The organism is Pseudomonas saponiphila, from assembly GCF_900105185.1.
Classification (GTDB): Bacteria; Pseudomonadota; Gammaproteobacteria; order Pseudomonadales; family Pseudomonadaceae; genus Aquipseudomonas; species Aquipseudomonas saponiphila.
Map to the genome: position 1 here is coordinate 1,743,535 of NZ_FNTJ01000002.1, position 18,743 is coordinate 1,762,277.

An 18,743-nucleotide genomic window follows, 5' to 3' on the forward strand; every position below is an offset into this window, starting at 1 on the left:
GGAATCATTGCCTGTTGAGTCAAGGCCGAGTAGTTCCGGCAACCAGTGGCGAGTTCGGCAACATAAAATACACCGACGTCTTTATGCCTCAGTCAGACACCCCGCAGATAGTTGCGGTCAGGGGTAACAACCCCACCTTCTACGTTATGAATGGGCAGTACGTCAGGCTCTTTTCTGTAACCGCTACCGGCGCCGCTCAAGGCTTTGTTGATTACTACATCTTCGGCACGCCGAAAAGCGATGAGGGCGGAAAGCCGGGAATGCGTATCAGGAACCGCCTCACTGGCGAGACCGTTTACAACTCGCTGCGCAAGTACATTCGGATCCTGAACAGTTCAGCTCTTCCGGGAGCTAACACCGGCAGCATACCAGTTGGGCGAAAGTGTGCTCTGATCCAGAACACGCGAGGGTATGGAGCAAGGAAGCAGAGGACAGGCCCAAGCGGCACTATCGTTATCGAGGACGTCAAGTCGACGTTCATAATCACGCCGACCGACAACACCTGGGAGCATAGGAGCGGGATCGTGGCGAACATCAACCGCCCCTGGGATGGCCAGGGATTCGCCGAGTACAATTTCTCTCAGTTTCAGGCCAGCGTAACAATCATCGACGTCACCGGTTACTGATTGGCTATCCGACACATACGCTAGATGCTCCATCACCCGCTATACGCTGGATTTTTTTGCCTTGGGGAAATCCCCCATCACCGATCAACTACCACTGCTGATCAGCCCCTAGCCCGCCAAGTCGCGGGTTTTTTTGTGCCTGGAGTTTGATCATGACCATTCAAAACGCCTACGGCGTCCGCAACCGCAGCCCTGGAAACATCGACTACAACCTCATGCTGAAGTGAGCGCTGAGCTTGGTAAGTAGTTCGGATTTTGTTGGCCGTCGCCCTGGACGCTTGGCTGGCTGCTCGACATTGCCAATACGGAACTGGCCAAAGTTAAGGCCAGCCGAGACAACCTGGAAGCGCTAGTAGGCGCGCAGGGCAAAAAGTTGGTGTCCCGAGCTTTCTGGTGAGTGCAAATCGCCACCCCTCTACGATCATTTGGAAAAACCATGAAAATTACTCCTGTCTTTACTCAGGTGCGTACTCACTGTCCCAGTTTTTCCAATCGTGTAGTGGTTGGTACTGATATGCCTTCTTTGGACACAGCTAATGCTTCGCAAACTCCTGCTGCTCATGTTGCGTCCTTGGCCGATATTGCAAGTCGGAGCACCACTCAAAATGCCACTTCTTCAACCATCCGCGACCGCTTCGAAGTCGTCCTGCTCCTCGACGCCACAAACCCACAACAAGCCCTCGACCAACTCCACGACCTGCGCGCCGAAGTCTGGCGCGCCCTGGTCGGTTTCAAGCCCGGCGCCGAGTACAACCCCATCCAATACGACGGCGGTGAACTGGTGTCGTTAGACGCCACCCGCTTGCTCTACCGCCTGCGCTTCTTCGCCGAGTTCCAGCTGGGCCGCAACTTGCCCAGCCAGCCGGCGGAGACTTGGCATGAGCGTGAACTTGACGGCTTGCCGTCCTTGACCGGGGTCACGGTGCGGGTCGATGCCATCGATCCGGCGGACCCCAATCTGCAACGTCCAGGCCCCGATGGGCGCCTGGAGCTGACTTTTTCAGGAGAGCTGAAGCAATGAGCAAACGCATCACCGTGCTGCCGGTCGCCGGCCGCGCCGTACCGGATCCGGAAGCAGGCGATCTGCTGCCGGCCTCTGGCCGTGAAGTACCGGACAACGCCTGGTGGCGCCGGCGTCTGGCCGATGGCGATATCACTAGCAAGGCCGTGAAAGCGGCGAAATCTCAAGGAGCCAAATAATGGCGATCGGTTTCAGCAATATCCCGGCGGACCTCCGTGTTCCGCTGTTCTACGCCGAGATGGACAACTCGGCGGCCAATAGCGCGTCTTCGGCCATGCGCCGTCTGATCGTCGCCCAGGTCAATGACAACCAGGCCGGCGATGACCTCGGCAAGCTGGTGCTGGTGTCCAGCGTGGCCCTGGCCAAGAGCATCGGCGGACAAGGTTCGATGCTCGCTTCGATGTATGAAACCTGGCGCAAGACCGACCCGGTTGGCGAGATCTGGTGCCTGCCGCTGCACAGCACCGAAGGCAGTGTGGCCAAGGCCGAGCTGAAGATCAGTGGTAGCGCCAGCGCCGCCGGCCTGTTCAATCTGTACGTCGGCGGAGTGCGGGTGCAGGCCTCCATCGTCAGTGGCGCCAGCGCCGCCCAGGCCGCCAGCGCCCTGGCTCTGAAGATCAACGCGGCGGTGGACCTGCCGGTGACTGCGACGGCGGTCGACGGCACCGTGACCCTGAGCGCCAAGTGGACCGGCGACAGCGGTAATGACATCAGCCTGCAACTCAATCGCCTGGGCAAGAGCAATGGCGAAGAAACCCCGGCGGGCCTGAGCCTGGTGCTGGGTAAGATGGCTGGCGGCACCGGTGTGCCGGATCAGGTCGCGGCCCTGGCGGCCCTGGGCGACGAGCCGTTCGAGTTCATCTGCATGCCCTGGACCGACACCGCCAGCCTGAATGCCTGGCAAGCGGTGATGGATGACAACACCGGTCGCTGGTCCTGGGCCAAGCAGCTGTTCGGCCATGTCTACAGCGCCAAGCGCGGCACCGTCGGCACCCTGGTGGCGGCCGGTCAGGCGCGCAACGATCAGCACATCACCATCCAGGCCCTGGAAACCGGCGTGCCCCAGCCAGTGTGGGTGCAGGCCGCCGCCTTGGCGGCGCGGACCTCGGTGTTCATCTCCGCCGACGCCAGCCGTCCGACCCAGAGCGGCAGCCTGCCGGGTATCGATCCGGCGCCGGCCAGCGAACGCTTTACTCTCACCGAGCGTCAGTCGCTGCTGAGCTACGGCATCGCCACCGCCTACTACGAAGGCGGCTACATGCGCATTCAGCGGGCGATCACCACCTACCAGAAGAACGCCTACGGCCAGGCCGACAACTCCTACCTGGACAGCGAAACCATGCACCAGTCGGCGTTCATCGTGCGCCGGTTGCAAAGCGTGATCACCAGCAAGTACGGGCGCCACAAGCTGGCCTCTGACGGCACCCGCTTCGGCGCCGGCCAGCCGATTGTCACCCCGAGCACCATTCGCGGTGAGCTGATCGCCCAGTACGCCAAGCTGGAACTGGAAGGCCACGTGGAGAACGCCGAGCTGTTCGCCGAGCACCTGATCGTCGAGCGCGACGTGCAGGACCCGAGCCGGGTCAACGTGCTGTTCCCGCCGGACTACATCAACGGCCTGCGGGTGTTCGCGCTGCTCAACCAATTCCGTCTGCAGTACGACGCCGCGGCCTGAGCCGGACCTGCATCACTGCGCTTTTTCAGCCCGCCTTGAGCGGGCTTATTTTTTGGGAGAAACATCATGGGTCAACTGATTGCGGGCACCTGCTACGTCAAAGTGGACGGCGCTCAACTGACCATCAACGGCGGCTGTGAAGCACCGCTGATGGCCGTCAAGCGGGAAACCGTGGTTCCGGGTTTCTACAAGGAAACCGACCTCACCCCGTCGTTCAAGGTCACCGCGCTGCACACCCCGGACTTTCCGCTCAAGCAACTGATCGAAGGCGTCGACATGACCGTCACCTGCGAGTTCGCCAACGGCAAGGTCTACGTGCTGGCCGGCGCCTACCTGGTGGACGAGCCTATTGCCAAGGGCGACGACGCCAGCATCGAGCTGAACTTCGAAGGGCAGAAGGGGACCTGGCAATGAGCAACACGGTGAAGCTGCAAGTGCCGATCGAAGCCCACGGCGAGCCCCTGAGCGAACTCACCCTGCGCCGCCCGACGGTGCAGGAAGTGCGGGCGATCAAGGCGCTGCCGTACAAGATCGACAAGAGCGAAGAAGTCAGCCTCGACATGGACGTCGCGGCCAAATACATCGCGGTCTGCGCCGGTATTCCACCGTCCTCGGTGAACCAGCTGGACCTGGTGGACCTCAACGCCTTGAGCTGGGCGGTGGCGAGTTTTTTCATGAGTGCGGCATCGCAGCCATCGCCGACCTGATCGCTGTCGCCTATGACCTGGCCTGGTTCTGGAAGGTCGACCCCGAACAGATGATGGCCAGGCCACTGGATGTGCTCCGGGAATCCCTGGAGCACGCGCAACGGATCAATGCGATGCAGCAGGTGCAGTGATGGCAGATACACAAACCGTAGAGAAGAAGTCGGTGCTGTTGACCGGCATCGACGAACTGTCACCCAAACTCGTCGCCCTTCAAGGCAAGGTCGACTCTTTCAAGAAAAACCTTGAGCAGACCGGGCTGGGCAAGCTGGATATCAGTGGTCTGTTCAAGGGCGGCAGCCTGATCACCCCGTTTCTCGACGGGATCAAGGCCTGCGACGCGTTCAAGGGCAAACTGGCCGAGGTCGGCAACTCCAGCGCACCGGCCGATGCGGCCAAAGGCATGAATGTTTTCAGTCAGTCCATGGCCAAGGTGTCCTCGGCCATCGATGCCGCGCTGGCGCCGGCGGTGGGGGCGCTGGTGGTCGGTCTGGAGCCTATGCTCAACAGCGTGGGGACACTGCTCGACGACAATCCGAAGTTGGTCGAAGGGCTGGCGATGGGCGCCATTGCCTTCTCGGCGATGCAAACCGCCGTGACGGGCGCGACCCAGGTGCTCGACCTGATGGGCACCGTGGCCAAGGCCAATCCGGTGATGCTGATTGCCATGGGCATTGCTCTGGCCGCCGGGGTGATCATTGCCAACTGGACGCCGATCTCGGCCTTTTTCGTCAGCCTCTGGGAGGGCATGAAGAGCTTCGCGGCGCAGGCGATGGAGGTGCTGAGTACCCTGTTCAGCTGGACGCCCCTGGGCATGCTGATTGGCAACTGGGGGGCGATCACGGCGTTTTTTGCCGGGCTCTGGGACAGCATCAAGGCGATGACGGCTTCGGTCGTAGGCTTTCTCAAGGAGGTGTTCTCCTGGTCGCCCTTGGGGCTGGTCATCGATAACTGGGCAGGCCTGACGGGGCTGTTTGCGTCGATCTGGGAGTTGCTCAAGGCGTTGACGGTGCCGGCAATGGCCTTTCTAAAAGGCCTGTTCGACTGGGTGCCGATGGACATGATCACCAAGAGCTGGGGCGCGGTCACCGGCTTCTTCGCCTCGATCTGGGCAGCGTTGCAAACGGGCATTCAGGCGATCAAGGGGGTGTTGCAGACCCTGTTCGACTATTCCCCGTTGGTGCTGCTCTACAACAACTGGGGCGCGGTCACGGGCTTCTTCAGTTCTATCTGGGCGGCGCTACAACCGGGGATCGATGCGGTCAAAAAGGTTCTGCAAGCGCTGTTCGACTTCTCTCCGCTGGTGATTCTTTACAGCAACTGGGGTGCGGTTACGGACTTTTTCAGCTCGATCTGGGCGAAATTGCAACCAGGTATCGACTCGATCAGAAAGGCTATTGAGGTCCTGTTCGACTGGTCGCCGATGGAGCTGATCATGAGCAACTGGGCCCCCATCGCCGATTGGTTTTCCGGGCTGTGGAGCAAGCTTCAAGCGCTGATGGTGCCGATCAAGGAGCTGTTCGAGGGAGGTTTTGGAGGGCTGATTGCCACGGTCACCGGTAAGGTCGAAGGCTTTACCGAGGCGCAAAGGCAAATCAACGCCGAGGGTAAAGGCGGGTTGGCATCACCCTTTGCCACAACCCAGGGCAGCTCGCTGACCCAGAACTCCAGTGCCCTTATCCAGCAGAACGCCGCGAACAACCGCACGCAACTTGAGGGCGGTTTGACCGTGCGTTTCGAAAACGCCCCGGCGGGCCTGCGTGCCGAACAGGCCAAGACCAATCAACCCGGCCTGAACGTGGCTTCGACCCTGGGCTATCGCTCACTTTCCCTAGGAGGTTCCAATGGCGGATAACTGGCGCGATCGTTTGTTGCCGGCATCCTTTCGCGGCGTGCCGTTCTGGGTTGATCAGGCGAAAACCCCGGTGGGCCAGAAAGGCCAGTTGCATGAGTACCCGCAGCGCGACCAGCCGTTTTTCGAGGGGCTGGGCCAGCAGGCGAAGATCCATGACCTGACGGCCTTTATCGTCGGTGCCGATTGCCTGGAGCAGCGCGACAGGCTGCTCAAGGCCCTGGAGGAGGGCAGTGGCGAGCTGGTGCACCCCTGGCTCGGGCGGATGCAGGTCAAGGTCGGCGAATGCGAGATGACCCAGAGCCGCCAGGACGGCGGCCTGGTGACCTTCAGCCTGAAGTTCTACCCGGACCAGCCATTGCGCTTTCCCTCGGCAGTGGTCAACACCCAGCAGCAGGTGCTGGTGGCCAGCGATACCTTGCTGGGCTCGGCGGTGCTGCGTTTCGAGTTCGCCACCAACCTGATCAAGCAGGCGCGGATCGGCGTGGATGCGCTGCGCAAGGGCTTGACCGAGGTGTACGCGGTCATCGAGCACGAATTCAAACCGCTGATCGAGTTCTATGGCGACCTCAACACCCTGGTCAAGGCGGTCAAGGAAATACCCAAGGAGCTGAGCACGGAGTTCAAGGGGTTGCTGGAGGATGTGCGCGGGCTCAAGGATTTTGCCCGTACCGGCTATCGGCAGATGCTCGCCGATATTTCCCAGCAGGTGGAGGCGGCCCGGCGCATCGATGCGCCGAAGCTGACCACCGGCAAGGACACCACGGCGGCGGCCGAAGCGGTGGCCAACCTGGTACAGGATGCGCTGCTGGTGCAGATTGCCCGCCTGGTGTCGGCGCTGCCGGTGGCCACTCCGGTGGTCAAGCTGAAGAACACGCCACCCCTGGCGCAGCAGGCCAGCCGGCCGGTGCAGCGCCTGGAAGTACCGGTGGCCGACGATGTGCTGGCCCTGCGCGACCAGTTCAATGAGCTGATCTGGCAAGCCTCGCTCAAGGCCGATGCGGTGCATTACCAGGCACTCAACAGCCTGCGTCAGCAGGTACAGGGGCACCTCAATGCCGTGGCGTCCTCGGGGGTGCGGCTGGTCAGTCTCAGCCCCAAAAGCAGTATGCCGGCGCTGGTGCTGGCCTATCAGCGGTTTGCCGATGCGACGCGGGTCGGCGAAGTGGTGCAGCGCAACCGGGTGGCCCATCCGGGCTTCCTGCCGCCGGCCGACCTGCAAATCGCTCGGGAGTGACCCATGGACGAACTGGCAAATATCGTCACCCTGACGGTGGACGGGCTGGATTACAGCGGCTGGAAAAGCGTGGAGATCAGTGCGGATCTGGAGCGGCAGTTCCGTACCTTCAGCCTCAACATCACCTGGCAATGGCCGGGGCAGGACGCGCAGGTGCGGATCCGCCCGGGCGCTCGCTGTCAGGTGCGCATCGGTTGCGACCTGGTGCTCACCGGGCATGTCTACAAGGCGCCGATCAGTTACGACGGCAAGCAGATCAGCCTGAGCATCCAGGGGGGTTCGCTGACCCAGGACCTGGTGGATTGCGCGGCCATCAACCGGCCGAGCCAGTGGCGCCAGCAGGACGTGCTGAGCATCGTCCGCGCCCTGGCCGCATCCTACGGGGTCGGGGTACGCAGCGAGATCGCTCCGACCGGCAAGCTGCACACCCACAGCATCGTGCCGGGGGAGACGGTGTTCGCCTCCATCGACCGCTTGCTGACCCTGTACCGGGTGTTCTCCACCGATGACGCCAACGGCAACCTGCTGCTGGCGGCACCGGGCAGCGGCGGTCGCGCCAGCGATGCCCTGGAGCTGGGCAAGAACATCCTCTCGGCCAATGCACCGATGGATTTTTCCGCGGTGTTTTCCGAGTACCGGGTGATCGGCCAGCACAAGGGCAGCGACCAGAGCAGCGGGGCGGCGGTCAGCGAGGTGTATGGCCAGGCCAGCGATGCCCGTGTTTCGCGCAAGCGGGTCACGCTGATCAACGAAGCCGCGCAACTGAGCGCCGAGCTGGCTCAGCAGCGCGCGGACTGGGAGTGCGGCACCCGCACCGGCAAGGCACTGACCACGACCTATCAGGTACAGGGCTGGCGCCAGAGCAACGGTGACTTGTGGAAACACAACACCCTGGTACGGGTGATCGACCCGGTGCTGGGGTTCGATCGGGACATGCTGATCTCCAAGGTCACTTGGTCACTGTCCGAGCAGGGTTCGATCACCACCCTGCAGGTGGCGCCGCCGCAGACCTTCGATGCCAACCCGGCACCCAACAACACCTGAACCCCGCGCCCATCCGTAGGAGCCGGCTTGCCGGCGAAGGCATCCGGCGCGAAACCGCGCAACTCCTGTTCGCCGGCAAGCCGGCTCCTACCCTCCAAGGAACTCAGCATGAGCCTACTGACACGCCTGTTGGCGCGGGGCACCGTGGTGCTCGCCAACTCGGCCAACAAACTGCAATCGCTGCAAATGCGCCTCACCGCCGGCGAGGTCAACGACGACATGGAGCATTTCGAGCCTTACGGTTTCACCAGCAATCCCCTGGCCGGCGCCGAGGGCATCGCCACCTTCCTCGGTGGCGACCGTTCCCATGCGGTGGTGCTGGTGGTGGCCGACCGGCGCTACCGGCTCAAGGCCCTGGCCGCCGGTGAAGTGGCGATCTACACCGACGAGGGCGACAAGATCCACTTCAAGCGCGGGCGGGTCATCGACATCGAAACCGCCACCTTGAATATCCGCGCCAGCAGCGGCGTCAACATCGACAGTCCGACCCTGAGCATGAGCGGCAAGATCGTCTCCCAGGGCGATCAGCTTGCCGCCGGCATCAGCCAGATCAACCACGTCCACAGCGGCGTGCAACCCGGTCCGGGCCAGACCGGCGTACCCGTGGGAGGTTAAGCATGTTCGCCACCTATGACCTGAAGAGCGCCCTGACCCGGGCCGTGGAAATCAGCCTGTTCACCTGGCGCCGCGCCGCCGATGACGATGCCCTGGACGACGATCAGCGCTACGGCTGGTGGGGCGACAGTTTTCCCAGCGTGGCCGACGACCGCATCGGTTCGCGGCTGTGGCTGCTGCGCCGGGTCAAGCTGACCCGGCAGACCCAGCTCGACGCCGAGTTCTATGCCCGCGAGGCCCTGCAATGGCTGATCGACGATGGCCATTGCAACGCCGTCGAGATTCTCAGCGAACGCCTCGATGCCCAGCGCTTGAACCTGCGCACGGTGCTGATCCTGGCCGATGGCGAACGCCTGGACCTCAACCCCATTCACAGTTGGCAGGTGACCTATGCCGTTTGAAACCCCTTCGCTGCCGGTGCTGATTCAGCGTACCCAAAGCGACCTGGCCAGCGATTCGCTGCGCCAGTCCGATGCCCAAGTGCTGGCCCGCACCCTGAGCGGGGCGGCCTTTGGCCTGTACGGCTACCTGGATTGGATCGCCGAGCAGATCCTTCCGGACAAGGCCGATGAGTCGACCCTGGAGCGCATCGCCGCCCTGCGCCTGAACCAGCCGCGCAAGGCCGCCCAGCCGGCCCGTGGCAGCGTCAGCTTCACGGCCGCGGCCGGAGCCGTGCTGGATGTCGACACCCTGCTGCAGAGCAGCGACGGTCGCAGCTACACAGTGACCGCCGCGCGCACCACCAGCGCCGGGCTCAACAGCACCACCATCCAGGCGGTCGATGGCGGGGCCTTGGGCAACGCCGATGCGGGCCTGGAATTGACCGCGGTGCAGCCGGTGCAAGGCATCGGCAACGCGTTCACCGTCCTGGCCCCGGGCCTGAGCGGTGGCGTGGCCCGGGAAAGCCTCGAATCCCTGCGCTCCCGGGTGATCCGTTCCTATCGGATCATTCCCCACGGCGGCTCGGCGGACGACTACGAAACCTGGGCTCTGGAATGCTCAGGGATCACCCGTGCCTGGTGCCGGCGCAACTACCTGGGGCCAGGCACGGTGGGGCTGTTCGTCATGCGTGACGATGACCCGCAGCCGATCCCCAATGCCGAGCAACTGGCGCAGGTTCAGGCCTATATCGAGCCACTGCGCCCGGTCACTGCCGAGGTGCATGTACTGGCCCCGGTGATGCTGCCGGTGACCTACACGTTGCGCCTGACCCCTGACACCAGCGCGGTGCGCGCCGCCGTCGAGGACCAGCTGCGCGATCTGCACAGCCGCGAGGCCGGCCTGGGCCAGACCCTGTTGCTCAGCCATATCCGCGAAGCCATCAGCAGCGCCACCGGCGAGCAGGACCATCGGCTGCTGGCGCCTTTGGCCGATGTTCCGGCGGCGAACAATCAGTTGCTGGTGTTCGGAGGTTGCCAATGGCAGCAATAAGAAGCGCCACCCAGTACCAGGATCAGCTGCGCAGCCTGCTGCCCAGCGGCCCGGCCTGGGACCCGGAGCGGGTGCCGGAGCTTGAACGCGTGTTGCAGGGCATCTCCCGGGAGCTGGCGCGTATCGACGCCCGGGCCGTGGACTTGCAAAACGAAATGGACCCGGCCAGCGTCAGCGAACTGGTGACCGATTGGGAAAAGGTCATGAACCTGCCCGATCCCTGCCTGGGCCTGACCCCGCTGTTCGAAGACCGGCGCCTGGCCGTGCGCCGTCGTCTGTTGGCGGTGGGCAGCCAGCGCGCGGCCTACTTCGTCGAAATCGCCCGCAGCCAGGGCTACCCCAATGCCAGCGTCACCGAACTGAGCACCCCGCGCATCGGCCGCTCACGCTTTGGTCACGCGCATTTCGGCACCTGGCGGGCGAATTTCATGTGGACCCTCAATACCGGCGGCCGCCTGCAACTGGGCCGGCGTTTCGGCGCGAGCTATTGGGGCGAACGTTTTGGCATGAACCCGGGCAGTGCCCTGGAATGCCTTATCCATCGCAGTACACCGGCGCATACCCAGGTGTACATCAACTATGACTAGAGAAGACAAGAACAAGTGGATTATCCGAAAAGTGTTCCCAGCGTAGGGCTGGTGAACGGCAAGTTTGTCGACGAGAACCCGGTCACGGGGCAAGTCGGCTCACTGATTTCCTCGCAATGGGGAAACGCGGTTACCGACGAATTGCTCAATGTGATTCGTGCGGGCGGCAAGCAGCCGGCCGAGGCCGAGCATGACCAATTGCTGGTGGCGATCAAGGCGATCGTCCGGGATTCGATACCGCCAGAGAAGATCCGCAGCACCTTGGCCGAGTACGGCATCACCGACGCCTACACCAAGTCGGTGACCTACACCAAGGCTGAGATCGAAGCGCTGCTGAAGAACATGTCGGCCCTGCCGGTGGGGGCCATGGTGCCGTTTCCCAAAGGGGCGGTGCCGGCGGGGTTCCTGGAGGTGGATGGCAGTGTGTGCGGATTTCGGTGAACGTGACCGAGCGTTTCGCTAATACGTGACCGGTGCTTCCACCCCGGTTGCGCGGGTTCTGGATTGTAATCGCATCGGTCACGATGCGGCTTGTTCCTCGGCTTTTTTTCGGCGCAGCGACTCGCCTTTCATCGTCAGTCGGTAGGCGTTGTGCACCAGGCGGTCGAGGATGGCATCGGCCAGGGTCGGGTCGTTGATCCAGCCGTGCCAGTGCTCGATGGGCAGTTGGCTCGTCAGGATGGTGGAGCGGCTGCCAGCGCGGTCGTCGATCACCTCCAGCAGGTCATGCCGGGCTCCTTCCTCCAGCGGGGCTAGCGCCCAGTCGTCCAGCACCAGGACGTCGACCTTTGCCAGCTGTTGCAGGGTACGGCCGAAGCTGCCGTCGCCATGAGCGATGCGCAGTTGTTCCAGCAGGCGCGGGGTGCGCAGGTACAGGGTGCTATAGCCCTGGCGGCAGGCCTGGTTGCCCAGGGCGCAGGCCAGCCAGGTTTTGCCGGCACCGGTCGGGCCGGTCAGCAGCAGGTTGTGCTGCTGGCGGATCCAGTCGCCACTGGCCAGGGTGGCGATCAGACGCTCGTCCAGGGCGCGTCCGGTGCGGCGGTCGAGATCTTCCAGGCAGGCGTTGGCGTACTTGAGCTTGGCCTTCTTGCGCAGCCGTACCAGGCGCTGGTTGTCACGCCAGGCCAGTTCGCGGTCGAGCAGTAGGCCGAGGCGTTCATCGAAGCTCAGGCTGTGGCTGGCCGGCAGCGTCCATTGCTCTTCCAGGGCGCGGGCCATGCCGTCCAGGCGTAGCTGGTGCAGTTGATTCAGGGTGTGTTGCGGCATCATCGAACAGCTCCTGTTGCGGGGGTTGGTAGTAGTCGGCGCCACGGACGTTCTCGTGGTCGCCGGGTAAGGTCGTTTCGGCGGCACGCTGGGGCAGCGGCTGTTGATCCAGGCCTTGCTGGAGCAGGTTGCGCACGCTGCGCCCGGTGAAGGCGCGCAGGTGTACGGCACGTTCGGCAGCGGCTTCCAGGCGTGCATTGCCATAGCGCCGGGCCAGCGAGAGCAGGCCGAGGCAGGCGCGGTAGCCCATCTCCGGGTGCGGCTTGTGGGTCAGTTGGTGATCGATCAGTTGGCGCGTGTAGGGGCCGATCCGCGCGCCCCAGTCGAGCAGGCGTTGTGGCGTCCATTCGCGATGCGCCTGGTGCGCCGCGGGCATGTGCTCGCGCTGGGTACTGTAAGCGCCGCGTCGCCCCAGCAGCAGGTGGCTGGCCACCCGCCGGTTGCCATGCAGCACTTCCAGGGTGTGTGCCGTCAGTCGCACGTCCACGTTCTGCCGGGCCAGGGCGGAGGGCACGCTGTAGAAGCTGCCATTGACCTCGATGTGGTAGTCGATGCTGACCTTGCAGCGCTTGAAGGTGGCGACCTCGTAGGGATGCACCGGCAGCGCTCGCAAGGCCGGGCGATCCAGGCGCTCGAACCAGTCGCGCCGGCAGCCATCGAGCCGCTTGAACGGGCGCCGATTCAGATCCTCCAGCAGCTCGGCGATGGCCTGGTTAAGCGCATGCAGGCTGAAGAACTGCCGATGGCGCAGCCGCGCCATGATCCAGCGCTCGACCACCTGCACCGCCACCTCGGCCTTGGCCTTGTCCTGAGGCTTGCGTGGCCGTGCCGGCAGGATCACCGTCTGGTAATGACGCGCGCACTCCAGCGTGGCCCGGTTCAGGCCCGGCTCGTAGCGATCCGGCTGGGCGACCAGGGCGCGCGGATTGTCCGGCACAACCATTTCCGGCACGCCGCCAAAGTAGGTCAGAGCCTGGCCCAGCGAGGTCAGCCAGTCCACCTGGGTTTCGCCTGGCGTCGCGCAGGCATAGGTGTAATTCGAGGCGCCCAGGGCGGCGACGAAGATGTGCGCCCGGCGCACTTCGCCGGTGGCCGGGTCGACCACCGGCAGCGTCGGCCCGGCATAGTCGATGAATAGCTTCTCGCCCGCACGGTGCAGCTGACGCATCGAACGTTTGAGCGTCTGGGCGTAGCGCCGGTAGTGCTCGACGAACTGGGTGTAGCGGTAGGTCGGCTGGCCCGCATGCGCGGCGAGATATTCCTCCCACAGCAGCTGCAAGGTCACGCCCTTGCGTCGCAACTCGCGGTGGATGCTCAGCACATCGGGCAGCACTCGCTCACCGCGCGGCTTGTTCGTCGACGTCGGTGCAAACAAGGCGGCCGCCAGCGCGGCCTCGTCCATGGCCACCAGCGCCGGCCAGTCCAGCCCGGCCACCCGCGCCGCCGCGATGTACTTGCTAACCACGCCCTTGGACAGCTGCAAGGCACGGGCAATCTTCTCGTGGGACAAGCCGGCCTCAAACTTGAGGCGCAGACATTCTTTGATGTTTCGCATGGCTACTCGCGGCGCCGCCATCTTCCTCTCCCGAAATCGGTCGAGGATGGCGGCGCATCAGGTCATGCGCAACGAAGGGGAAGGCTTTCGCTAAGTCGTGACCGGCGATTTCGGTAAGCCGTGACCACCTGTTTCGGAACAGGCGGAAAATCGGTCACGTTGCTACCGAAATGAGCGGTCACGCGTTAGCGAAATGACCGGTCACGATCAACCGAAACGGCCGGTCACGGTGCTCCGAAATCCGCAAGTGTGCAGAGCGCCGCGACCTATCCGGATCTGGCGGCTTACCTAGGGACGACCTTCAACACCGGGGGCGAGGGCGTGGGGAATTTCCGTCTGCCGGAGTCGCGGGGGGAGTTTCTGCGGGGTTGGGATCATGGGCGTGGTATCGATACGGGGCGGGTTATTGGCAGTCGACAGGCTGCCACGATTGTCAGTGCTGGTGACGGGACAAGAACATCTGCTGCAGTAGTTTCGTTTTACAACAACGCGGATGAGAGCTTGGAGGGGAATAAGTCGAGGCTCAATTCTGATGGCACTCCTCCGCTGCCAATCACTGGTGTTTCAGATATCTATGCGGGAACTACTGGATCCGACGTTATTGCTTACTCTGCAATGTATGTCCGTCCACGCAACCTGGCGGTCATGTGGTGCATCAAAGCCTGGAACGCTCCGGTCAACCAGGGAAATATCGATATCGCAGGCTTGGCCGCAAACGTTGCGGCACTTGAGGCTAGGCCACGTGGCCTGGGCGATGGCCAAATCTGGCAAAACCTTACAACAAGCCGCGTTTCTGGAACTGTCTACACCAATACGACTGGGCGCCCGATTCAGGTACATGTGGCGATCTCGAGTGGAGCTGTTTACGCCCGGGTAGGTCCTGTGGACGTATCTTTCTCGGCGTATCACGCAGCGTTCGTAGTACCTGCTGGAGCCACTTATACAGTCACACTCAACAATCCAGTTAACTTGTGTTGGGCGGAGTTGCGCGCATGAAGTATTTCCATAACCCCGAGACCAACGAAGTCCACGCCTACGATGAGGATGCTCCTGGTGAGTTCATCCCAAGCAGCTTGTTGCCAATGTCCGAAGCACAGGTGCAAGCCTATATCACCAGTGCGACAACTGCCTTGCCTACCAAGGAAGATACGGAGCGCAACTGGCGTGATAACGAACTGACTTCGCTGATGTGGCTGCGTGAGCGGCATCGCGACCAGCTCGAAATTAAAGCCCCGACCAGCATTGATGGGGAGCAGTTCAAGGAGCTGCTGGTGTATATGCAAGCCCTGCGCGATTGGCCGCAATCGGTGGATTTTCCTGATGCCGATTTGCGTCCGCTAGCGCCCCCCTGGATTGCCAAGCAAGTTCAATAAACGCCCCGCCTCGCCGGGGCGTTTTCTTTTCCAGTTTTCTAACTATGTCCATGCCGAGCTGTGTCGGCGTGGATGAATGACAACGAGAGGACAGACGAGTGGATTATCCAAAGAGTGTGCCAAGTGTTGGGTTGGTTAATGGGAAGTTTGTTGACGAGAACCCGGTCACGGGGCAAGTCGGCTCACTGATTTCTTCCGACTGGGGAAATGCGGTGACCGATGAACTGCTCAATGTGATTCGTGCGGGTGGGAAGCAGCCGGCCGAGGCCGAGCATGACCAGTTGCTAGCGGCGATCAAGGCGATCGTCCGGGATTCGATACCGCCAGAAAAGATTCGCACGACCTTGGCCGAGTATGGGATCACCGATGCGTATACCAAGTCGGTGACCTACACCAAGGCGGAGATCGAGGCGCTGTTGAAGAACATGTCAGCCCTGCCGGTGGGGGCCATGGTGCCGTTTCCCAAGGGCACGGTGCCGCCTGGATTCCTGGAGGTGGATGGCAGTGTGCAGAGTGCTGCGACCTATCCGGATCTGGCGGCTTATCTGGGGACGACCTTCAACACCGGGGGCGAGGGCGAGGGCAACTTCCGGTTGCCGGAGTCGCGGGGGGAGTTTCTGCGGGGTTGGGATCATGGGCGGGGGGTGGATGCTGGGCGGGCGCTTGGTAGCTGGCAGACCGACGAATTGAGGAGTCACAAGCATGCGCTTGACGCCAACGTCGTTACTGAAACAGGGTCAGGATACGCTGGCGGTATTGCCACCGATGGCAACAAGTACCTGACAGAAACCGCATTCTCAGGTGGTATGGAAACCCGACCTAGAAACCTTGCGGTAATGTGGTGTGTCAAAGCCTGGAACGCACCGGTCAACCAGGGAGCAGTTGACGTTTCGGCCATGCTTCTGGAACTTCAGCGCGTCAAGGTACTGGCTGCGATTGGCGACCCGCAAAATCTCTTTGTTTCTGCTTCTGGTCAGAATTCAATCGTAGGTATCAGAGCCAGGAGGCTGATTGTCGGATCTGCTGGAGCGGCGTCTGCACTAAGCGATGTCAATGTCGGCATTAACCTCTTGACCAATGGGCTTAATGGGCTTGATCAGGGGGCTGTTGCAGCCTCAAGTTGGTACAGCGGCTGGGTAGCAACCAATGGTGAGGTAGTAGCTGGAGTTGCAGCCTTGATGCCTACCATCACGGTGAACGCAACGGCTGGCTCGAATGTGGTTACAGGTATTCCCAGTACTGCCCTGATGCGCAAGGGAATGGCTTTCGCGGGTGGGGCTTTCCCTCCTGGAACCGTGGTCCAATCGGTCGATTCTGCCAATCAGATTACTGCCAGTCACCCGGCGACGCAGACGCTTGGCGCAACACCTGTAGTGTTTGTTTATGAACCAGTGCTTCCTGCCGGTTTTACCGCAGTGCGGGTGACTTCGTTCTTCACTGATGCTGCCAACAAGTACCCGCTTCGTTACCGGCAACGCGGGTCCAAGGTGAAGTGGTTGTTGGCGGCGGGCACCAATGTTGTGTCTAACCGGCTTGTGGCGGCAGGGGTTGTTGGCAGTTGGAACTCTACTGCACCCACTTGGGGGGAGGTGTCTTTAGTCAACTTTGTGCCACCCACTGCGGTATCTGTCTCACTTACAGCAATTGCCAGTTACAACGGCGGCGCTCAGTCGAATGTCTGTATCGCTTCCAACTCGAGCTACCTGGGGACTCGTAGCTCCTCGGCTCCGCAGATATCGACGGCTATCGCCGGTGGTACGGGTAGTGCTCCGGATGTCATATCGGCAGAAGTCATGCTTGAGGGCATGAGCATTTATGTCGCGTCTCAGACCGCGGCAGGGGCTGTAGCAATTCATGGGTATGAGGAGGTTTTATGAGTTTTGCAGTACGCGATGATGGTCAAGGCTGGCGTGCGGTTAATGTTGAGGAGGATCTTCTTCCAGGAGAGTACTTCTCGGAACAGGCACCGTTGGAAACTGTGTTTCCTCCTTCTTCGATTGATGAAGTGCTGGGACGGCGAGACCAGCTTCTGGCGATGGCGGCGAACCGCATGGGGCCTTTGCAGGACGCGATTGATACCGATATCGCCAATGCAGGCGAAGTTGAACATCTGAAACTCTGGAAGCTTTACCGGGTAGCGTTGAATCGACTTCAGCAGCAACCAGGATTTCCCTCCAAGGTCGATTGGCCGCAACCGCCCGATCAAATCCCCTCTCCATAAACGCCTCGCACCGCCGGGGCGTTTTCTTACCAATTTACAAACACCGACCATGCCAATCACCGAACAACAACTGCAACAAATCCTCCCTAACGCCCGCCGCCAAGCGGGCGTTTTTGTTTCTCCACTCAACACCGCCATGGCTCATCGGCAGATCGATACGCCGAAGCGTCAGGCGGCCTTTCTGGCCCAGATCGGTCACGAATCCGGGCAACTGCAATACCTGCGCGAGCTGGGCAGTGATCAATACCTGAGCAAGTACGACACCGGCACGCTCGCCGCACGCCTGGGCAATACCCCAGAAGCCGATGGCGACGGCCAGCGGTATCGCGGGCGCGGGCTGATCCAGATCACCGGGCGCAGCAACTATCGGCAGTGCAGCCTCGGGCTGTTTGGCGATGAGCGCCTGCTGGAGTTGCCGGAACTGCTGGAGCAGCCGCAATGGGCCGCTGAGTCCGCCGCCTGGTTCTGGGAGCGCGGCGGGCTCAATGCCCTGGCCGATCGCGATGAGTTCAACAGCATCACCCGCCGCATCAATGGCGGTTTGAACGGGCTGCAGGATCGTCTGCAACTCTGGGCCAGGGCGCGGGCGGTGTTGTGCCTGCCCGTGGTCTGAATGCGCAGGAGGACAGCTGCTGTAGCTGTTGTCGGAGGCTGCAATGGGATCTGGCGGGAAGCACCTGCGGACCTTTTCGCAGCCTGCGGCCGCGGCTACAGGGATTTTGTCGGCCGTTTGAATGCATTTGATATCAGTCCGAGGAGGTTTTGATGAATATCCGCAGTTGGCTGGCTATCGCCGTCGTGGCTGGGTTGCTCTATGCCCTCGGTTTCGTCAGCGGTGCCGGCAGCGAACGCAGTCGACAGCAGCGCCTGGACGAGGCTCGACTGCAACAGTCCTTCGAGCAGGGCCAGGCGTTGGGCCGGGTCAAGGAGAAGGTGGTGGTCGAGTACGTCGATCGCGTCGTCAAGGTCTATCAGGCGGGCGCCACTATCACCAAGGAGGTTCCGATCCATGTTTCGAAAGCAGCTGATAATGCCTGCGTTGTGCCTGGTGGTTTTGTCCGGGTGCACGACGCCGGCGCCGCCAACCTGCCCGTGGCCGCAGGCCCCGGCGTCGCTGATGACGCCGCCTCGGGCCTTGCTCTCTCTACCGTCGCCGCCAGCGTCGTCGACAACTACAGCCAATGCCATGCCAACGCCGAGCAATTGAGGGCGTTGCAGCAGTGGGTGCGGGAGTCTCAGGCGCTGATGCAAGCTGCTCCGGCGATGCACTGACGGCCTTGAGACATTTATGAAACGGATCGCTGCGGCGGTGTGGGGCAGTTGAAATCAAATGGACTTGTCGATGTTAAAAGAATGCAGATGCGGTCATTGCAAACGACTTCTCGCCCGGGTGGGTGAGTTTACCGAGCTGCAGATCAAATGTTCCCGCTGTGGAACCTTGAATCACGTGAAGGCCTCGAGCCTTGGGCAATCGCCTTTGAGCGACATGAAAACGGCACTTTCAGTGACCGACCATTCCATTCAAAGGTGAACAAT

At 62.0% G+C, this 18,743-nt stretch carries 22 protein-coding genes and 1 pseudogene; 21 read left to right on the forward strand and 2 right to left on the reverse strand.

Features of this window, described 5'->3' with window-relative positions; all coding sequences use genetic code 11:
* The first annotated feature begins 14 nt into the window (after nucleotides 1-14).
* From BLV47_RS29795 to BLV47_RS29860, 14 genes are all read left to right on the forward strand, one after another.
* On the forward strand, nucleotides 15-626 hold the full coding sequence (locus BLV47_RS29795) for a hypothetical protein (protein WP_167365723.1): 612 nt from the start codon (nucleotides 15-17) through the stop codon (nucleotides 624-626).
* A gap of 436 nt (nucleotides 627-1,062) precedes the next feature.
* The gene (locus tag BLV47_RS29800; protein ID WP_092320119.1) at nucleotides 1,063-1,647 is read left to right on the forward strand and encodes a phage tail terminator protein; all 585 of its coding nucleotides are present in this window, start codon (nucleotides 1,063-1,065) and stop codon (nucleotides 1,645-1,647) included.
* Nucleotides 1,644-1,826 (forward strand): DUF2635 domain-containing protein, encoded by a 183-nt coding sequence (locus tag BLV47_RS29805; protein ID WP_047302105.1) that lies wholly within the window; start codon nucleotides 1,644-1,646, stop codon nucleotides 1,824-1,826. The genes BLV47_RS29800 and BLV47_RS29805 overlap by 4 nt, the downstream gene beginning before the upstream one ends.
* Complete coding sequence (locus BLV47_RS29810) at nucleotides 1,826-3,322, forward strand: phage tail sheath subtilisin-like domain-containing protein (RefSeq protein ID WP_092320121.1); 1,497 nt, start codon at nucleotides 1,826-1,828, stop codon at nucleotides 3,320-3,322. The genes BLV47_RS29805 and BLV47_RS29810 overlap by 1 nt, the downstream gene beginning before the upstream one ends.
* Nucleotides 3,323-3,388: 66 nt before the next feature.
* Nucleotides 3,389-3,736, forward strand: a complete 348-nt coding sequence (locus BLV47_RS29815) for a phage tail tube protein (RefSeq protein WP_092320123.1) — start codon at nucleotides 3,389-3,391, stop codon at nucleotides 3,734-3,736.
* Entirely contained in the window at nucleotides 3,733-4,029 is a 297-nt protein-coding gene (locus BLV47_RS29820) for a phage tail assembly protein (RefSeq protein WP_092320125.1), read from the forward strand. The genes BLV47_RS29815 and BLV47_RS29820 overlap by 4 nt, the downstream gene beginning before the upstream one ends.
* A gap of 130 nt (nucleotides 4,030-4,159) precedes the next feature.
* Entirely contained in the window at nucleotides 4,160-5,881 is a 1,722-nt protein-coding gene (locus BLV47_RS29825; RefSeq protein WP_092320127.1) for a phage tail tape measure protein, read from the forward strand.
* Nucleotides 5,871-7,115, forward strand: coding sequence for a DNA circularization protein (locus BLV47_RS29830; protein WP_092320129.1), 1,245 nt, complete (start codon nucleotides 5,871-5,873; stop codon nucleotides 7,113-7,115). Before BLV47_RS29825 ends, BLV47_RS29830 begins: the two co-directional genes overlap by 11 nt.
* Before the next feature lie 3 nt (nucleotides 7,116-7,118).
* On the forward strand, nucleotides 7,119-8,159 hold the full coding sequence (locus BLV47_RS29835) for a phage baseplate assembly protein (protein ID WP_092320131.1): 1,041 nt from the start codon (nucleotides 7,119-7,121) through the stop codon (nucleotides 8,157-8,159).
* 108 nt (nucleotides 8,160-8,267) lie between these two features.
* Entirely contained in the window at nucleotides 8,268-8,774 is a 507-nt protein-coding gene (locus BLV47_RS29840) for a phage baseplate assembly protein V (protein ID WP_092320133.1), read from the forward strand.
* 2 nt (nucleotides 8,775-8,776) lie between these two features.
* Nucleotides 8,777-9,175, forward strand: a complete 399-nt coding sequence (locus BLV47_RS29845) for a phage GP46 family protein (protein WP_092320135.1) — start codon at nucleotides 8,777-8,779, stop codon at nucleotides 9,173-9,175.
* Complete coding sequence (locus tag BLV47_RS29850) at nucleotides 9,165-10,205, forward strand: baseplate J/gp47 family protein (RefSeq protein WP_092320137.1); 1,041 nt, start codon at nucleotides 9,165-9,167, stop codon at nucleotides 10,203-10,205. The genes BLV47_RS29845 and BLV47_RS29850 overlap by 11 nt, the downstream gene beginning before the upstream one ends.
* Entirely contained in the window at nucleotides 10,193-10,792 is a 600-nt protein-coding gene (locus BLV47_RS29855; protein WP_092320139.1) for a YmfQ family protein, read from the forward strand. Before BLV47_RS29850 ends, BLV47_RS29855 begins: the two co-directional genes overlap by 13 nt.
* A 51-nt stretch (nucleotides 10,793-10,843) precedes the next feature.
* Nucleotides 10,844-11,233 carry a hypothetical protein gene (locus BLV47_RS29860; RefSeq protein ID WP_244168969.1) on the forward strand — a complete coding sequence of 130 codons (390 nt, stop codon included), beginning with the start codon at nucleotides 10,844-10,846 and terminating at the stop codon, nucleotides 11,231-11,233.
* Between the two features lie 78 nt (nucleotides 11,234-11,311).
* Here BLV47_RS29860 and istB read toward each other — a convergent pair whose 3' ends face one another.
* On the reverse strand, nucleotides 11,312-12,061 hold the full coding sequence (gene istB, locus BLV47_RS29865; RefSeq protein ID WP_062838242.1) for an IS21-like element IS1474 family helper ATPase IstB: 750 nt from the start codon (nucleotides 12,059-12,061) through the stop codon (nucleotides 11,312-11,314).
* Nucleotides 11,949-13,634, reverse strand: a complete 1,686-nt coding sequence (gene istA, locus BLV47_RS29870) for an IS21 family transposase (RefSeq protein ID WP_062838241.1) — start codon at nucleotides 13,632-13,634, stop codon at nucleotides 11,949-11,951. The genes istB and istA overlap by 113 nt, the downstream gene beginning before the upstream one ends.
* A 240-nt stretch (nucleotides 13,635-13,874) precedes the next feature.
* On the opposite strand from istA, the pseudogene BLV47_RS29875 reads away from it, so the two are divergent.
* The 7 genes and pseudogenes from BLV47_RS29875 to BLV47_RS29905 form a co-directional block, all read left to right on the forward strand.
* Nucleotides 13,875-14,609 (forward strand): annotated as a pseudogene (locus tag BLV47_RS29875) (phage tail protein); the annotation flags it as partial.
* Nucleotides 14,606-14,986 (forward strand): phage tail assembly chaperone, encoded by a 381-nt coding sequence (locus tag BLV47_RS29880; RefSeq protein ID WP_092320143.1) that lies wholly within the window; start codon nucleotides 14,606-14,608, stop codon nucleotides 14,984-14,986. The pseudogene BLV47_RS29875 and the gene BLV47_RS29880, both read left to right, overlap by 4 nt.
* A gap of 98 nt (nucleotides 14,987-15,084) precedes the next feature.
* Nucleotides 15,085-16,863: a phage tail protein gene (locus tag BLV47_RS29885; RefSeq protein WP_092320145.1), complete on the forward strand. Its 1,779-nt coding sequence runs from the start codon at nucleotides 15,085-15,087 to the stop codon at nucleotides 16,861-16,863.
* Nucleotides 16,860-17,207 carry a tail fiber assembly protein gene (locus BLV47_RS29890; protein WP_092320147.1) on the forward strand — a complete coding sequence of 116 codons (348 nt, stop codon included), beginning with the start codon at nucleotides 16,860-16,862 and terminating at the stop codon, nucleotides 17,205-17,207. The genes BLV47_RS29885 and BLV47_RS29890 overlap by 4 nt, the downstream gene beginning before the upstream one ends.
* 49 nt (nucleotides 17,208-17,256) lie before the next feature.
* Nucleotides 17,257-17,820 carry a glycoside hydrolase family 19 protein gene (locus tag BLV47_RS29895; RefSeq protein ID WP_092320149.1) on the forward strand — a complete coding sequence of 188 codons (564 nt, stop codon included), beginning with the start codon at nucleotides 17,257-17,259 and terminating at the stop codon, nucleotides 17,818-17,820.
* 152 nt (nucleotides 17,821-17,972) lie between these two features.
* Nucleotides 17,973-18,479: a hypothetical protein gene (locus tag BLV47_RS29900; protein WP_092320151.1), complete on the forward strand. Its 507-nt coding sequence runs from the start codon at nucleotides 17,973-17,975 to the stop codon at nucleotides 18,477-18,479.
* A gap of 70 nt (nucleotides 18,480-18,549) precedes the next feature.
* Complete coding sequence (locus BLV47_RS29905; RefSeq protein ID WP_092320591.1) at nucleotides 18,550-18,738, forward strand: Com family DNA-binding transcriptional regulator; 189 nt, start codon at nucleotides 18,550-18,552, stop codon at nucleotides 18,736-18,738.
* Nucleotides 18,739-18,743: the final 5 nt, after the last annotated feature.

Excerpts from the sequence above, each read along its gene's own strand:
- BLV47_RS29905 (WP_092320591.1), top strand. The coding sequence starts at position 18,550 with ATGTTAAAAGAATGCAGATGCGGTCATTGCAAACGACTTCTCGCCCGG.
- BLV47_RS29815 (WP_092320123.1), top strand. The coding sequence starts at position 3,389 with ATGGGTCAACTGATTGCGGGCACCTGCTACGTCAAAGTGGACGGCGCT.
- BLV47_RS29805 (WP_047302105.1), top strand. The coding sequence starts at position 1,644 with ATGAGCAAACGCATCACCGTGCTGCCGGTCGCCGGCCGCGCCGTACCG.
- BLV47_RS29855 (WP_092320139.1), top strand. The coding sequence starts at position 10,193 with ATGGCAGCAATAAGAAGCGCCACCCAGTACCAGGATCAGCTGCGCAGC.
- BLV47_RS29820 (WP_092320125.1), top strand. The coding sequence starts at position 3,733 with ATGAGCAACACGGTGAAGCTGCAAGTGCCGATCGAAGCCCACGGCGAG.
- BLV47_RS29895 (WP_092320149.1), top strand. The coding sequence starts at position 17,257 with ATGCCAATCACCGAACAACAACTGCAACAAATCCTCCCTAACGCCCGC.
- istA (WP_062838241.1), bottom strand. The coding sequence starts at position 13,634 with ATGGCGGCGCCGCGAGTAGCCATGCGAAACATCAAAGAATGTCTGCGC.
- BLV47_RS29880 (WP_092320143.1), top strand. The coding sequence starts at position 14,606 with ATGAAGTATTTCCATAACCCCGAGACCAACGAAGTCCACGCCTACGAT.
- BLV47_RS29900 (WP_092320151.1), top strand. The coding sequence starts at position 17,973 with ATGAATATCCGCAGTTGGCTGGCTATCGCCGTCGTGGCTGGGTTGCTC.
- BLV47_RS29845 (WP_092320135.1), top strand. The coding sequence starts at position 8,777 with ATGTTCGCCACCTATGACCTGAAGAGCGCCCTGACCCGGGCCGTGGAA.
- BLV47_RS29830 (WP_092320129.1), top strand. The coding sequence starts at position 5,871 with ATGGCGGATAACTGGCGCGATCGTTTGTTGCCGGCATCCTTTCGCGGC.
- BLV47_RS29890 (WP_092320147.1), top strand. The coding sequence starts at position 16,860 with ATGAGTTTTGCAGTACGCGATGATGGTCAAGGCTGGCGTGCGGTTAAT.
- BLV47_RS29800 (WP_092320119.1), top strand. The coding sequence starts at position 1,063 with ATGAAAATTACTCCTGTCTTTACTCAGGTGCGTACTCACTGTCCCAGT.
- BLV47_RS29835 (WP_092320131.1), top strand. The coding sequence starts at position 7,119 with ATGGACGAACTGGCAAATATCGTCACCCTGACGGTGGACGGGCTGGAT.
- BLV47_RS29810 (WP_092320121.1), top strand. The coding sequence starts at position 1,826 with ATGGCGATCGGTTTCAGCAATATCCCGGCGGACCTCCGTGTTCCGCTG.
- BLV47_RS29840 (WP_092320133.1), top strand. The coding sequence starts at position 8,268 with ATGAGCCTACTGACACGCCTGTTGGCGCGGGGCACCGTGGTGCTCGCC.
- BLV47_RS29850 (WP_092320137.1), top strand. The coding sequence starts at position 9,165 with ATGCCGTTTGAAACCCCTTCGCTGCCGGTGCTGATTCAGCGTACCCAA.
- BLV47_RS29825 (WP_092320127.1), top strand. The coding sequence starts at position 4,160 with ATGGCAGATACACAAACCGTAGAGAAGAAGTCGGTGCTGTTGACCGGC.
- istB (WP_062838242.1), bottom strand. The coding sequence starts at position 12,061 with ATGATGCCGCAACACACCCTGAATCAACTGCACCAGCTACGCCTGGAC.